This is a genomic window from Pseudomonas sp. TE3728 (assembly GCF_056279145.1).
The window spans coordinates 2,069,730-2,083,063 of sequence record NZ_JBWBQT010000001.1 but is presented as its reverse complement, the minus strand read 5'-3'; the positions used below and the strand labels follow the sequence as shown (position 1 = coordinate 2,083,063).

Here is a 13,334-nt window from a genome sequence, read left to right as displayed (position 1 = left end):
TTAGCAGGAGACACGATGAGTACACAGCCTTTGACCAATGGATTGGTACCCCAGCGCCTGGCGCAAACCCGCGAGCTGATGAGCCGGGAGGGCATTCATGCTCTGCTGGTGCCGTCAGCCGACCCGCACCTGTCGGAATACCTGCCGGGCTATTGGCAGGGACGGCAGTGGCTGTCGGGTTTTCATGGCTCGGTGGGCACGCTGATCGTTACGCCGGATTTTGCCGGCGTCTGGGCCGACAGCCGCTATTGGGAACAAGCGAGCAAGGAGCTCAAGGGCAGCGGCATCGAACTGGTCAAGCTGCAACCGGGTCAACCCGGCCCGCTCGATTGGCTGGCCGAGCAAACCCCTGAAGGCGGGGTCGTCGCAGTCGATGGCGCGGTGATGGCCGTGGCCTCCGCGCGTACTTTGAGCAGCAAACTCGAAGACCGCGGCGCACGTCTGCGCACTGACATCGATCTGCTGAATGAAGTCTGGAGTGATCGTCCAAGTCTGCCGAATGAGCCGATCTATCAACACTTGCCGCCTCAGGCGACGGTCAGCCGTGGCGAAAAACTCGCCAAACTGCGTGAGGTGCTGAAAGAGCGCGGTGCCGACTGGCACTTCATCGCCACCCTCGATGACATCGCCTGGCTGTTCAACCTGCGCGGCGGCGACGTGTCGTTCAATCCGGTGTTCGTGTCCTTCGCCCTGATCAGCCAGCAGCAGGCCACCTTGTTCGTCGCCCTGAGCAAAGTGAGCGCCGAGCTGCGCGCCATTCTTGAGCAGGACGGCGTGACCCTGCGCGATTACAGCGAAGTAACCGCCGCCTTGCGCGCCGTGCCGAGCGGCGAGAGCCTTCAAGTCGATCCGGCGCGGGTCACGGCCGGTCTGCTGGATAACCTGAACAGCGGCGTGAAACTGCTCGAAGGCCTGAACCCGACCACTCTGGCCAAGTCGCAGAAAAGCCTGGCCGATGCCGAGCACATTCGTCGGGCAATGGAGCAGGACGGCGCGGCGCTGTGCGAATTCTTCGCCTGGCTGGAAGCGGCTTGGGGGCGTGAGCGCATCACCGAACTGACCATCGACGAACACCTGACCGCGGCGCGTACCCGACGTCCGGATTATGTCTCTCTGAGCTTCAACACCATTGCCGCGTTTAACGCCAACGGAGCGATGCCGCACTACCACGCCACCGAAGAAGAACACGCGGTGATCGAGGGTGACGGCCTGTTGCTGATCGACTCCGGCGGCCAATACCTGGGCGGTACCACCGACATCACCCGAATGGTGCCGGTGGGTACGCCGACTGACGAGCAGAAGCGCGATTGCACCCGCGTACTCAAAGGCGTGATTGCGCTCTCCCGTGCACAGTTCCCACGAGGAATTCTGTCGCCGTTGCTGGACGCTATTGCCCGCGCACCGATCTGGGCCGAAAGCGTCGACTACGGCCACGGCACCGGTCACGGCGTCGGCTATTTCCTCAATGTTCACGAAGGTCCGCAAGTCATCGCCTATCAGGCCGCGGCGGCACCGCAAACAGCGATGCAGCCAGGCATGATCACCTCCATCGAACCGGGTACTTACCGTCCGGGTCGCTGGGGAGTGCGGATCGAGAACCTGGTATTGAATCGTGAAGCAGGCAAGAGCGAATTCGGGGAGTTCCTGAAATTCGAAACCCTGACTCTGTGCCCGATCGACACCCGTTGCCTGGAACCGTCGCTGCTGACTGAAGACGAAAAGCAGTGGTTCAACGGTTATCACGCCGAGGTGCGTGAACGCCTGAGCCCGTTGCTCAACGGTGCGGCCCTCGAATGGTTGAACACCCGAACCGCGGCTATTTGAGCGGTTTGAGTCCAGGCGCTGTTTCCAGCGCCTGGCTCAGGTCATAGGCAGGCGCTTGTTATGGCGCAAGTAGGGCTTCAAGGACGAAGTCCAGCCGATCCTGGCCGAAGAACAACTGATCACCTATAAACATGCTCGGCGCACCGAATACACCGCGTTGCACCGCTTCCTCAGTGTTTTCCTTGAGGGCGGCTTTGACGGTTTCATCGGCGGTCATTGCCAGCACCTCGTTTGGATCGAAACCGTTTTGCGTCAGCACGGCGGCAACAGCCGCAGGATCATCGAGGCCGCATCCCTCAACCCAAAGGGCGTGAAACAGGCAATCGATAAACGCCTGAAAGCGTTCGGGGTGGCGTAGTTGCATACCTGTGACAGCGCGCATCAGCATCAGGGTATTGATCGGGAAGTTCGGGTTGAACCTGAGCGGTACGCCATAACGTTTGGCATAGCGGTCCAGGTCCTGAAACATGTAGCGACCCTTGGCCGGTACGGTGATGGGGGAAGCATTGCCAGTAGCTTTGAAGACGCCACCCAGCAGCATCGGTCTGTAGATCAGCTGACTATCGGCCTGTTTGCAGATCTTTGGCAGTTGGGTATGGGCCAGGTAAGTGGCGGGGCTGCCGAGGTCGAAAAAGAACTCCACGGTTTTGCTCATGGTCGATGTGCTCTTCTTGTTGTTGTAGGGGAGGGCTTACCAGCGTTCGTTCCAGGGGCGCAGATCCAGTTCGAAGGTCCAGGCGTCCCGTGGCTGGCTATGCAGGTACCAATAGTTGTCGGCGATGTGCTCGGGATTGAGGATGCCGTCCTGATCCTTGGTCGCATATTTTTCCGGAAAGTTGTCGCGGATAAAGTCGGTATCGATGGCGCCATCCACTACGACGTGGGCGACGTGGATGTTCATTGGTCCCAGTTCGCGGGCCATGCTTTGTGCCAAGGCGCGAATCCCGTGCTTGGCCCCGGCGAAGGCGGCGAAACCCGCGGCGCCGCGCAAGCCAGCAGTGGCGCCGGTGAACAGGATCGTGCCCCGTTGGCGGGTGACCATGCGCTTGGCCACTTCACGGGCGTTGAGAAACCCTGAGAAACAGGCCATTTCCCAAATCTTGAAATACTTGCGGGCGGTTTCTTCGAGGATGCTGCACGGCACATTGGCGCCGATATTGAAGACGAACGCTTCGATGGGGCCGAGCTCGGTTTCGATCTGCTCGATGAGCGCTATCACGTCTTCTTCATTACGCGCATCACAGGCAAAACCGTGGGCCTCGCCGCCACTGGCGGTGATGGACTCTACCAATGGCTGGAGTTTGTCTGCGCTGCGACGTGTGACGCAGGCGATATACCCTTCACGGGCAAAACGTTTGGCGATGGCGCCGCCGGTGGCATCGCCCGCGCCGACGACCAGTACGATCTTCTTGTTATTGATAGCGGTGGTCATGGATATCGCCCCTTGCTGAACGGTCATTGACTGACAAACGTTAGCAGCATCGGAGCGAAGCGCCTATCGGGCTATGCAAGCCCGATAGGAGGGGAGGGTTACTTGCAGATGACGATCATGCTGCGGCTGGTATAGCCAGCAGGATTGAGGCCGAAGGGATAGTCACCGGGTTCTTCCACCGCATCTCCTGACTTGGCGATGACCTTGTAACCCTTGGGCGCGCACGAATTGGCGGCGCTGGTGTAGCACTTGTCCCACGAGGACGAGAGCCCCGAACAATTGATATGCAGTCCTTTCTTGCCGTGTTTCGTCTGGGGTTTCGAGGTCGCTGCGCAGCCCGCAATTGCAAGTACGGCGATCAGTATCAAAATTCGTTTCATTGCTGTCCTTAATAGCGGCCCCGGATCTGTGCCTGGGTCTGCCTGCATTCGCTTTTGCTTGAAGCGTTCTGATGTCCCTATCTGAAAAAATCCATGTCTGACACTGAGTTACGTAGCCCAAACATGGCCTAATTGAGCGGCAAATACCAGACCTTCGTCAATCTTGTTTCAATCTGCTGCGACCACAGGCTTGGCGCTACTCCCCATGGTCATGGTCGCGCCGACGGAAGCCAGAATGATGCACAGGATAGCCATCCACTGTGACAGGGAAAGGTATTCCTGGAGAAACAACAGGCCGGACAGCGCACCGATCGCAGGTTCGATGCTCATCAATGTACCGAAGGTCCGGGCTGGTATCCGTGTGAGGGCGACCATCTCCAGGGTGTAGGGCAGGGCGGTGGACAAAATGGCGACCCCGATGGCCACGGGAATCAATGAGGGTGTCAGTAGCGCAGCGCCAGCGTGGACAATACCAATGGGAGCTACGAACAGGGCGGCAATCATCACGCCCAACGCAGCGGTCTGTACCCCATTATCAGCGCCAGCCTTCTGGCCGAACAGAATGTACAGCGCCCAGCAGACACCAGCACCGAGGGCATAACCTGCGCCGACCAGATCGATGCCCGTGCTCGTGGCGCCTGTCGGAATCAATAGCAGTAAACCCAGGGCTGCCAGAGCGATCCACAGAAAGTCGATCGCTCGACGTGAAGCATAAATGGCGACTGCCAATGGGCCGGTGAACTCCAGGGCTACGGCGATACCCAGGGGGACAGTGCGCAAGGACATATAGAAGAGGAAGTTCATGCCGCCCAACGCCATCCCGTAGACGATAACGGTGCGCAGGGATTTCGCAGTGAGCTTCGCTCGCCATGGGCGCAATATCAGCAGCATGATCACACTGGCAAAGATCAGTCGCAGGGTGGTCGTTCCTTGAGCACCGATAACCGGGAACATGCTTTTGGCCAGAGAGGCTCCGGACTGGATGGATGCCATGGCTATCAAGAGCAGGCCAACCGAGAACAGGGTCGAGGCAAGACTGCGGGGGTGGTCATTCATTGCGTGGCATCGTCCGAAGTGGCAAGCGAGAGTATTGTTGTATGTGTTGGGCAATATACTGCGCATTCGTTGCGGGCGCGTCTATATATAAGCAGGGATTTTGGACATCCTGATAGAAAAACCAAATCAGGGGTTGACGGCAGATTCTGGACGTCTATAATTCGCCCCACTTCCGGCGCAGTCGAAACGGAAAACTCCTTGGTAAACAAAGAGTTACGAAGTTTTCGGCAGCGGTTACGCTTCAGTTCATCGAAGCCAGAAGGAGTTGGTAAGGCAGTGTGTTTTCGCCTTATTGACGGTTCGATCTTCTCGGTCGAAAGCGGAGAAAAAGAGGTGTTGACAGCAGCGAGTAACGCTGTAGAATTCGCCTCCCGCTAACGAGAGATCGGAAGCGCAAGTGGTTGAAGTTGTTGAAGATTCCCAAGCGAAACTTTGAAAACTTCTGAAAATAACCGCTTGACAGTAACAGAGGCTGCTGTAGAATGCGCGCCTCGGTTGAGACGAAAGATCTTGACCAACCGCTCTTTAACAACTGAATCAAGCAATTCGTGTGGGTGCTTGTGGAGTCAGACTGATAGTCAACAAGATTATCAGCATCACAAGTTACTCCGCGAGAAATCAAAGATGTAACCAACGATTGCTGAGCCAAGTTTAGGGTTTCTTAAAAACCCAAAGATGTTTGAACTGAAGAGTTTGATCATGGCTCAGATTGAACGCTGGCGGCAGGCCTAACACATGCAAGTCGAGCGGCAGCACGGGTACTTGTACCTGGTGGCGAGCGGCGGACGGGTGAGTAATGCCTAGGAATCTGCCTGGTAGTGGGGGATAACGCTCGGAAACGGACGCTAATACCGCATACGTCCTACGGGAGAAAGCAGGGGACCTTCGGGCCTTGCGCTATCAGATGAGCCTAGGTCGGATTAGCTAGTTGGTGAGGTAATGGCTCACCAAGGCGACGATCCGTAACTGGTCTGAGAGGATGATCAGTCACACTGGAACTGAGACACGGTCCAGACTCCTACGGGAGGCAGCAGTGGGGAATATTGGACAATGGGCGAAAGCCTGATCCAGCCATGCCGCGTGTGTGAAGAAGGTCTTCGGATTGTAAAGCACTTTAAGTTGGGAGGAAGGGCAGTTACCTAATACGTAATTGTTTTGACGTTACCGACAGAATAAGCACCGGCTAACTCTGTGCCAGCAGCCGCGGTAATACAGAGGGTGCAAGCGTTAATCGGAATTACTGGGCGTAAAGCGCGCGTAGGTGGTTCGTTAAGTTGGATGTGAAATCCCCGGGCTCAACCTGGGAACTGCATTCAAAACTGACGAGCTAGAGTATGGTAGAGGGTGGTGGAATTTCCTGTGTAGCGGTGAAATGCGTAGATATAGGAAGGAACACCAGTGGCGAAGGCGACCACCTGGACTGATACTGACACTGAGGTGCGAAAGCGTGGGGAGCAAACAGGATTAGATACCCTGGTAGTCCACGCCGTAAACGATGTCAACTAGCCGTTGGGAGCCTTGAGCTCTTAGTGGCGCAGCTAACGCATTAAGTTGACCGCCTGGGGAGTACGGCCGCAAGGTTAAAACTCAAATGAATTGACGGGGGCCCGCACAAGCGGTGGAGCATGTGGTTTAATTCGAAGCAACGCGAAGAACCTTACCAGGCCTTGACATCCAATGAACTTTCCAGAGATGGATTGGTGCCTTCGGGAACATTGAGACAGGTGCTGCATGGCTGTCGTCAGCTCGTGTCGTGAGATGTTGGGTTAAGTCCCGTAACGAGCGCAACCCTTGTCCTTAGTTACCAGCACGTGATGGTGGGCACTCTAAGGAGACTGCCGGTGACAAACCGGAGGAAGGTGGGGATGACGTCAAGTCATCATGGCCCTTACGGCCTGGGCTACACACGTGCTACAATGGTCGGTACAGAGGGTTGCCAAGCCGCGAGGTGGAGCTAATCCCAGAAAACCGATCGTAGTCCGGATCGCAGTCTGCAACTCGACTGCGTGAAGTCGGAATCGCTAGTAATCGCGAATCAGAATGTCGCGGTGAATACGTTCCCGGGCCTTGTACACACCGCCCGTCACACCATGGGAGTGGGTTGCACCAGAAGTAGCTAGTCTAACCTTCGGGAGGACGGTTACCACGGTGTGATTCATGACTGGGGTGAAGTCGTAACAAGGTAGCCGTAGGGGAACCTGCGGCTGGATCACCTCCTTAATCGACGACATCAGCTGCTCCATAAGTTCCCACACGAATTGCTTGATTCATTGAAGAAGACGATAGAAGCAGCTTTAAGCTCCAAGCTGATAGCTCAACGCTAACAGTTACAAGCTCGAAATTGGGTCTGTAGCTCAGTTGGTTAGAGCGCACCCCTGATAAGGGTGAGGTCGGCAGTTCGAATCTGCCCAGACCCACCAATTTTGTTATGGGGCCATAGCTCAGCTGGGAGAGCGCCTGCCTTGCACGCAGGAGGTCAGCGGTTCGATCCCGCTTGGCTCCACCATAAACTGCTTCGACACGTTTGAGAGTTTAGAAATGAATATTCCGCTATGAATATTGATTTCTAGTCTTTTGATTAGATCGTTCTTTAAAAATTTGGGTATGTGATAGAAAGATAGACTGATGGCCACTTTCACTGGTGGTGATCAGGCTAAGGTAAAATTTGTGAGTTTAATCGCGAATTTTCGGCGAATGTCGTCTTCACAGTATAACCAGATTGCTTGGGGTTATATGGTCAAGTGAAGAAGCGCATACGGTGGATGCCTTGGCAGTCAGAGGCGATGAAAGACGTGGTAGCCTGCGAAAAGCTTCGGGGAGTCGGCAAACAGACTTTGATCCGGAGATGTCTGAATGGGGGAACCCACCTAACATAAGTTAGGTATCTTAAGCTGAATACATAGGCTTAAGAAGCGAACCAGGGGAACTGAAACATCTAAGTACCCTGAGGAAAAGAAATCAACCGAGATTCCCTTAGTAGTGGCGAGCGAACGGGGACTAGCCCTTAAGTGGCTTTGAGATTAGCGGAACGCTCTGGAAAGTGCGGCCATAGTGGGTGATAGCCCTGTACGCGAAAATCTCTTGGTCATGAAATCGAGTAGGACGGAGCACGAGAAACTTTGTCTGAATATGGGGGGACCATCCTCCAAGGCTAAATACTACTGACTGACCGATAGTGAACTAGTACCGTGAGGGAAAGGCGAAAAGAACCCCGGAGAGGGGAGTGAAATAGATCCTGAAACCGTATGCGTACAAGCAGTGGGAGCCCACTTTGTTGGGTGACTGCGTACCTTTTGTATAATGGGTCAGCGACTTATTTTCAGTGGCGAGCTTAACCGAATAGGGGAGGCGTAGCGAAAGCGAGTCTTAATAGGGCGTCTAGTCGCTGGGAATAGACCCGAAACCGGGCGATCTATCCATGGGCAGGTTGAAGGTTGGGTAACACTAACTGGAGGACCGAACCGACTACCGTTGAAAAGTTAGCGGATGACCTGTGGATCGGAGTGAAAGGCTAATCAAGCTCGGAGATAGCTGGTTCTCCTCGAAAGCTATTTAGGTAGCGCCTCATGTATCACTGTAGGGGGTAGAGCACTGTTTCGGCTAGGGGGTCATCCCGACTTACCAAACCGATGCAAACTCCGAATACCTACAAGTGCCGAGCATGGGAGACACACGGCGGGTGCTAACGTCCGTCGTGAAAAGGGAAACAACCCAGACCGTCAGCTAAGGTCCCAAAGTTATGGTTAAGTGGGAAACGATGTGGGAAGGCTTAGACAGCTAGGAGGTTGGCTTAGAAGCAGCCACCCTTTAAAGAAAGCGTAATAGCTCACTAGTCGAGTCGGCCTGCGCGGAAGATGTAACGGGGCTCAAACCATACACCGAAGCTACGGGTATCACTTAGGTGATGCGGTAGAGGAGCGTTCTGTAAGCCTGTGAAGGTGAGTTGAGAAGCTTGCTGGAGGTATCAGAAGTGCGAATGCTGACATGAGTAACGACAATGGGTGTGAAAAACACCCACGCCGAAAGACCAAGGTTTCCTGCGCAACGTTAATCGACGCAGGGTTAGTCGGTCCCTAAGGCGAGGCTGAAAAGCGTAGTCGATGGAAAACAGGTTAATATTCCTGTACTTCTGGTTATTGCGATGGAGGGACGGAGAAGGCTAGGCCAGCTTGGCGTTGGTTGTCCAAGTTTAAGGTGGTAGGCTGGAATCTTAGGTAAATCCGGGATTCTAAGGCCGAGAGCTGATGACGAGTGTTCTTTTAGAACACGAAGTGGTTGATGCCATGCTTCCAAGAAAAGCTTCTAAGCTTCAGGTAACCAGGAACCGTACCCCAAACCGACACAGGTGGTTGGGTAGAGAATACCAAGGCGCTTGAGAGAACTCGGGTGAAGGAACTAGGCAAAATGGCACCGTAACTTCGGGAGAAGGTGCGCCGGTGAGGGTGAAGCATTTACTGCGTAAGCCCACGCCGGTCGAAGATACCAGGCCGCTGCGACTGTTTATTAAAAACACAGCACTCTGCAAACACGAAAGTGGACGTATAGGGTGTGACGCCTGCCCGGTGCCGGAAGGTTAATTGATGGGGTTAGCTAACGCGAAGCTCTTGATCGAAGCCCCGGTAAACGGCGGCCGTAACTATAACGGTCCTAAGGTAGCGAAATTCCTTGTCGGGTAAGTTCCGACCTGCACGAATGGCGTAACGATGGCGGCGCTGTCTCCACCCGAGACTCAGTGAAATTGAAATCGCTGTGAAGATGCAGTGTATCCGCGGCTAGACGGAAAGACCCCGTGAACCTTTACTATAGCTTTGCACTGGACTTTGAATTTGCTTGTGTAGGATAGGTGGGAGGCTTTGAAGCGTGGACGCCAGTTCGCGTGGAGCCAACCTTGAAATACCACCCTGGCAACTTTGAGGTTCTAACTCAGGTCCGTTATCCGGATCGAGGACAGTGTATGGTGGGTAGTTTGACTGGGGCGGTCTCCTCCTAAAGAGTAACGGAGGAGTACGAAGGTGCGCTCAGACCGGTCGGAAATCGGTCGTAGAGTATAAAGGCAAAAGCGCGCTTGACTGCGAGACAGACACGTCGAGCAGGTACGAAAGTAGGTCTTAGTGATCCGGTGGTTCTGTATGGAAGGGCCATCGCTCAACGGATAAAAGGTACTCCGGGGATAACAGGCTGATACCGCCCAAGAGTTCATATCGACGGCGGTGTTTGGCACCTCGATGTCGGCTCATCACATCCTGGGGCTGAAGCCGGTCCCAAGGGTATGGCTGTTCGCCATTTAAAGTGGTACGCGAGCTGGGTTTAGAACGTCGTGAGACAGTTCGGTCCCTATCTGCCGTGGACGTTTGAGATTTGAGAGGGGCTGCTCCTAGTACGAGAGGACCGGAGTGGACGAACCTCTGGTGTTCCGGTTGTCACGCCAGTGGCATTGCCGGGTAGCTATGTTCGGAATAGATAACCGCTGAAAGCATCTAAGCGGGAAACTAGCCTCAAGATGAGATCTCACTGGGACCTTGAGTCCCCTGAAGGGCCGTCGAAGACTACGACGTTGATAGGTTGGGTGTGTAAGCGCTGTGAGGCGTTGAGCTAACCAATACTAATTGCCCGTGAGGCTTGACCATATAACACCCAAGCAATTTGCAGGCTTCGAGCTGAAAAGGCGAGAGAGCACCAGATTGCGGTGTGTGAAGACGAACCGAACCGAAAGTTTGTGACACTCACAAAACACCCAACTATCGCATACCCATTCGCTGGAGCGTGAACCCGCAAGGGCCCACGACCTGGCTACCGAATTTCTTGACGACCATAGAGCATTGGAACCACCTGATCCCATCCCGAACTCAGCAGTGAAACGATGCATCGCCGATGGTAGTGTGGGGTTTCCCCATGTGAGAGTAGGTCATCGTCAAGATTAAATTCCGAAACCCCTATCTGCGTATGCAGGTAGGGGTTTTGTTTTGTCCGCAGGAAAGTGCCGTGGCAAATAAAGGGATAGCCCGACCACTTTTTCTGGTGATAGCTGCATCGTTTATGAAATTTTGGCTGGCGCGCTAAAGCGACGCGCCGTTTTTGGTATGGTGCAGCTCGTTTTTTAACGGACTGATTTCAAGCCTACGGATCGGCACCTCCTCTACAGTCAAAGAGCCGCTGCAGAAATGCCTGAACCAATACCAATCAAGGACCACGAAAAAGAGACGCGCCTGGTCAATAAAAGACTGATGGCCTGCTCCTTGTTCGTCGTCGCTATTACCTGCGCGCTGGTGGTGCGGCTGTATGTTCTGCAGGTGGTCGAGTACGACTACCACTCGACGATCTCCGAAAACAACCGCGTACACGTATTGCCGATCACCCCTACCCGCGGGTTGATTTATGACCGCAACGGCGTGCTTCTGGCGGACAACCGACCCAGTTTCAACCTGACCATCACCCGCGAACGGGCCTCCGACGTCAAAGAAGAGCTGGATGAGGTGGTCAACCTCCTGCACCTGCCGGCTGAAGACCGCACGCTGTTCGACAAGGCAATGAAGCAGGCTCGACACCCCTTCGTGCCCGTCACCTTGTTCTACGAACTCAGCGAAGAACAGATCGCGGTGTTGGCAGTCAACGAATTCCGTTTGCCAGGGATCGACGTAGAGCCACAGTTCGTTCGCCACTACCCGATGGGCGCACACTTCGCACACTCGATCGGCTACGTCGGCCGCATCAACGAGAAAGAATCCAAAGCCCTGGACACGGTGGAATACCGTGGCACGCAATCCATCGGCAAGACCGGCATCGAGAGATTCTACGAGCCTGAGTTGCACGGCCATGTGGGTTATGAAGAAGTCGAAACCAATGCTCAGGGCCGCGTGCTGCGAGTGCTCAAACACACCGATCCGATCCCCGGCAAAAACATCGTTCTGAGCCTCGACGTCAAACTTCAGGAAGCTGCCGAGGAGGCGTTGGGCGATCGCCGTGGCTCGGTGGTCGCTCTCGACCCATCGACCGGCGAAGTGCTGGCCATGGTCAGCAAGCCCAGTTTTGACCCGAATTTGTTTGTGAGCGGCATCAGCTTCAAGGAATACGCGGCGCTGCATGATTCCATCGACCGGCCGCTGTTCAATCGTGTGCTGCGTGGGCTCTACGCGCCGGGCTCGACCATCAAACCGGAAGTGGCTATTGCCGGCCTCGACGCCGGGGTGGTCACTCCGCAGACCCGCGTTTTCGATCCGGGTTACTACCAGCTACCGGATTTCGATCATAAATACCGTAACTGGAACCACAGTGGCGATGGCTGGGTGGACATGGACGCGGCGATCATGCGCTCCAACGACACCTACTTCTACGATCTGGCGCACAAGCTGGGGATCGACCGTCTGCATGATTACATGGCGATGTTCGGCCTCGGCGAGAAGGTCTCGCTGGACATGTTCGAGGAGTCTCCCGGGTTGATGCCGTCTCAAGCCTGGAAACGCGCCACTCGCCGTCAGGCATGGTTCCCGGGTGAAACCGTGATCCTTGGCATCGGCCAGGGCTATATGCAGGTCACGCCTCTGCAACTCGCCCAGGCTACAGCGCTGATTGCCAACAAGGGTGTATGGAACCGACCACACCTGGCCAAAACGGTGGATGGTGTAGCGCCGGTGGACGAGCATCCGATGCCGAACATCCTGCTCAAGGACCCGCGTGACTGGGAGCAGGTCAACCACGGCATGCAGATGGTGATGCACGATGCTCGCGGGATTGCTCGAGCGGCAGCGGCGGGGGCTCAGTACCGCATCGCCGGCAAAAGTGGCACCGCGCAAGTGGTGGCAATCAAGCAAGGTGAGCGCTACAACCGGGCGAAAACCCTGGAGCGCAACCGTGACAATGCCTTGTTCGTCGGTTTCGCCCCGGCCGAACATCCGAAGATTGTCATTTCGGTGATGATCGAGAATGGCGAGGCTGGTGGTCGCGTCGCCGGTCCCGTGGTGCGGCAGATCATGGACGCCTGGCTGCTCGATCGGGACGGTCATTTGAAGCCGCAATACGCCGTGCCGGGCAAAGCTCCGGGAGATCCTCACGTCTAAGGATCACCAACGAGACGATGAGCAACCTGTTGCGGTCTTGAGACAGCCGTTATTGAGGATTAGAATTTTCCGGCTAATGGGTGAATGAGGGAGCATTTGCCCGGCCATACACCTGGCGTGATGGAGGTAGCGATGTTCCTTTCAACCTTGGAAATTCAAAACATCATTGAACATAGTTTTTTGCCGGCTGTGTGCACTTGCAGCATGGAGGCGGACCAGTCCCTGACAATTCGGGTCTGCGATTGCATGACCGGGAAAGTGGATCTGGTGGCCACCCATGTTCCGGTATGGACACTGGATAGCCCCCACGCGATCGCGTCACTGGTGGCTGATATGCGGCAAGAAATCGAGGCTCATAAAGGCATTCACGCGCCGTTTTACCGTTGAGCCTGCGTCACGCTGCACCACGTTGGTGGTGCGGCGTGTCTCCCGAAGCCGAGAAGGAAGACTCGGCCACCGCCGAACACTCTATAGCCTGAAGCAGATCGGCAACATCAAGTTGTCGGGTGGATTTTTTGGAGGACACACAATTTGTGTACCGCCAAGCCCCTTGCGGGAGCGAGGCTTGCCGCGAAGAGCCTTAAGAAC

General features: G+C 55.4%; 7 protein-coding genes, 2 tRNA genes and 3 rRNA genes. 8 read left to right on the top strand and 4 right to left on the bottom strand.

Annotated elements, in window-relative coordinates:
- The first annotated feature begins 15 nt into the window (after nucleotides 1–15).
- Nucleotides 16–1,824: an aminopeptidase P family protein gene (locus tag ACZ89R_RS08795; RefSeq protein WP_429546023.1), complete on the top strand. Its 1,809-nt coding sequence runs from the start codon at nucleotides 16–18 to the stop codon at nucleotides 1,822–1,824.
- Nucleotides 1,825–1,882: 58 nt separating this feature from the next.
- Here ACZ89R_RS08795 and ACZ89R_RS08790 read toward each other — a convergent pair whose 3' ends face one another.
- From ACZ89R_RS08790 to rhtA, 4 genes are all read right to left on the bottom strand, one after another.
- The gene (locus ACZ89R_RS08790) at nucleotides 1,883–2,479 is read right to left on the bottom strand and encodes a 2-hydroxychromene-2-carboxylate isomerase (protein ID WP_429546024.1); all 597 of its coding nucleotides are present in this window, start codon (nucleotides 2,477–2,479) and stop codon (nucleotides 1,883–1,885) included.
- Between the two features lie 36 nt (nucleotides 2,480–2,515).
- Nucleotides 2,516–3,256 (bottom strand): SDR family oxidoreductase, encoded by a 741-nt coding sequence (locus ACZ89R_RS08785; RefSeq protein ID WP_123497452.1) that lies wholly within the window; start codon nucleotides 3,254–3,256, stop codon nucleotides 2,516–2,518.
- A gap of 98 nt (nucleotides 3,257–3,354) precedes the next feature.
- Nucleotides 3,355–3,636 carry a hypothetical protein gene (locus ACZ89R_RS08780; protein ID WP_192344142.1) on the bottom strand — a complete coding sequence of 94 codons (282 nt, stop codon included), beginning with the start codon at nucleotides 3,634–3,636 and terminating at the stop codon, nucleotides 3,355–3,357.
- Between the two features lie 168 nt (nucleotides 3,637–3,804).
- Nucleotides 3,805–4,692, bottom strand: a complete 888-nt coding sequence (gene rhtA / locus ACZ89R_RS08775; RefSeq protein WP_427624373.1) for a threonine/homoserine exporter RhtA — start codon at nucleotides 4,690–4,692, stop codon at nucleotides 3,805–3,807.
- A gap of 681 nt (nucleotides 4,693–5,373) precedes the next feature.
- Here rhtA and ACZ89R_RS08770 point away from each other — a divergent pair.
- From ACZ89R_RS08770 to ACZ89R_RS08740, 7 genes are all read left to right on the top strand, one after another.
- Nucleotides 5,374–6,912, top strand: a 16S ribosomal RNA gene (locus ACZ89R_RS08770).
- 123 nt (nucleotides 6,913–7,035) lie between these two features.
- Nucleotides 7,036–7,112 (top strand) — tRNA-Ile (locus ACZ89R_RS08765).
- A gap of 10 nt (nucleotides 7,113–7,122) precedes the next feature.
- Nucleotides 7,123–7,198 (top strand) — tRNA-Ala (locus tag ACZ89R_RS08760).
- A 229-nt stretch (nucleotides 7,199–7,427) separates the two neighbouring features.
- Nucleotides 7,428–10,319: ribosomal RNA gene (locus ACZ89R_RS08755) — 23S ribosomal RNA — on the top strand.
- 174 nt (nucleotides 10,320–10,493) lie between these two features.
- Nucleotides 10,494–10,609: ribosomal RNA gene (gene rrf / locus ACZ89R_RS08750) — 5S ribosomal RNA — on the top strand.
- The 16S, 23S and 5S rRNA genes sit together here with 2 tRNA genes alongside, the layout of an rRNA operon.
- Nucleotides 10,610–10,853: 244 nt before the next feature.
- Nucleotides 10,854–12,746 (top strand): penicillin-binding protein 2, encoded by a 1,893-nt coding sequence (gene mrdA, locus ACZ89R_RS08745; protein WP_429546025.1) that lies wholly within the window; start codon nucleotides 10,854–10,856, stop codon nucleotides 12,744–12,746.
- Between the two features lie 132 nt (nucleotides 12,747–12,878).
- Entirely contained in the window at nucleotides 12,879–13,133 is a 255-nt protein-coding gene (locus ACZ89R_RS08740; RefSeq protein WP_123497993.1) for a DUF1652 domain-containing protein, read from the top strand.
- Nucleotides 13,134–13,334: the final 201 nt, after the last annotated feature.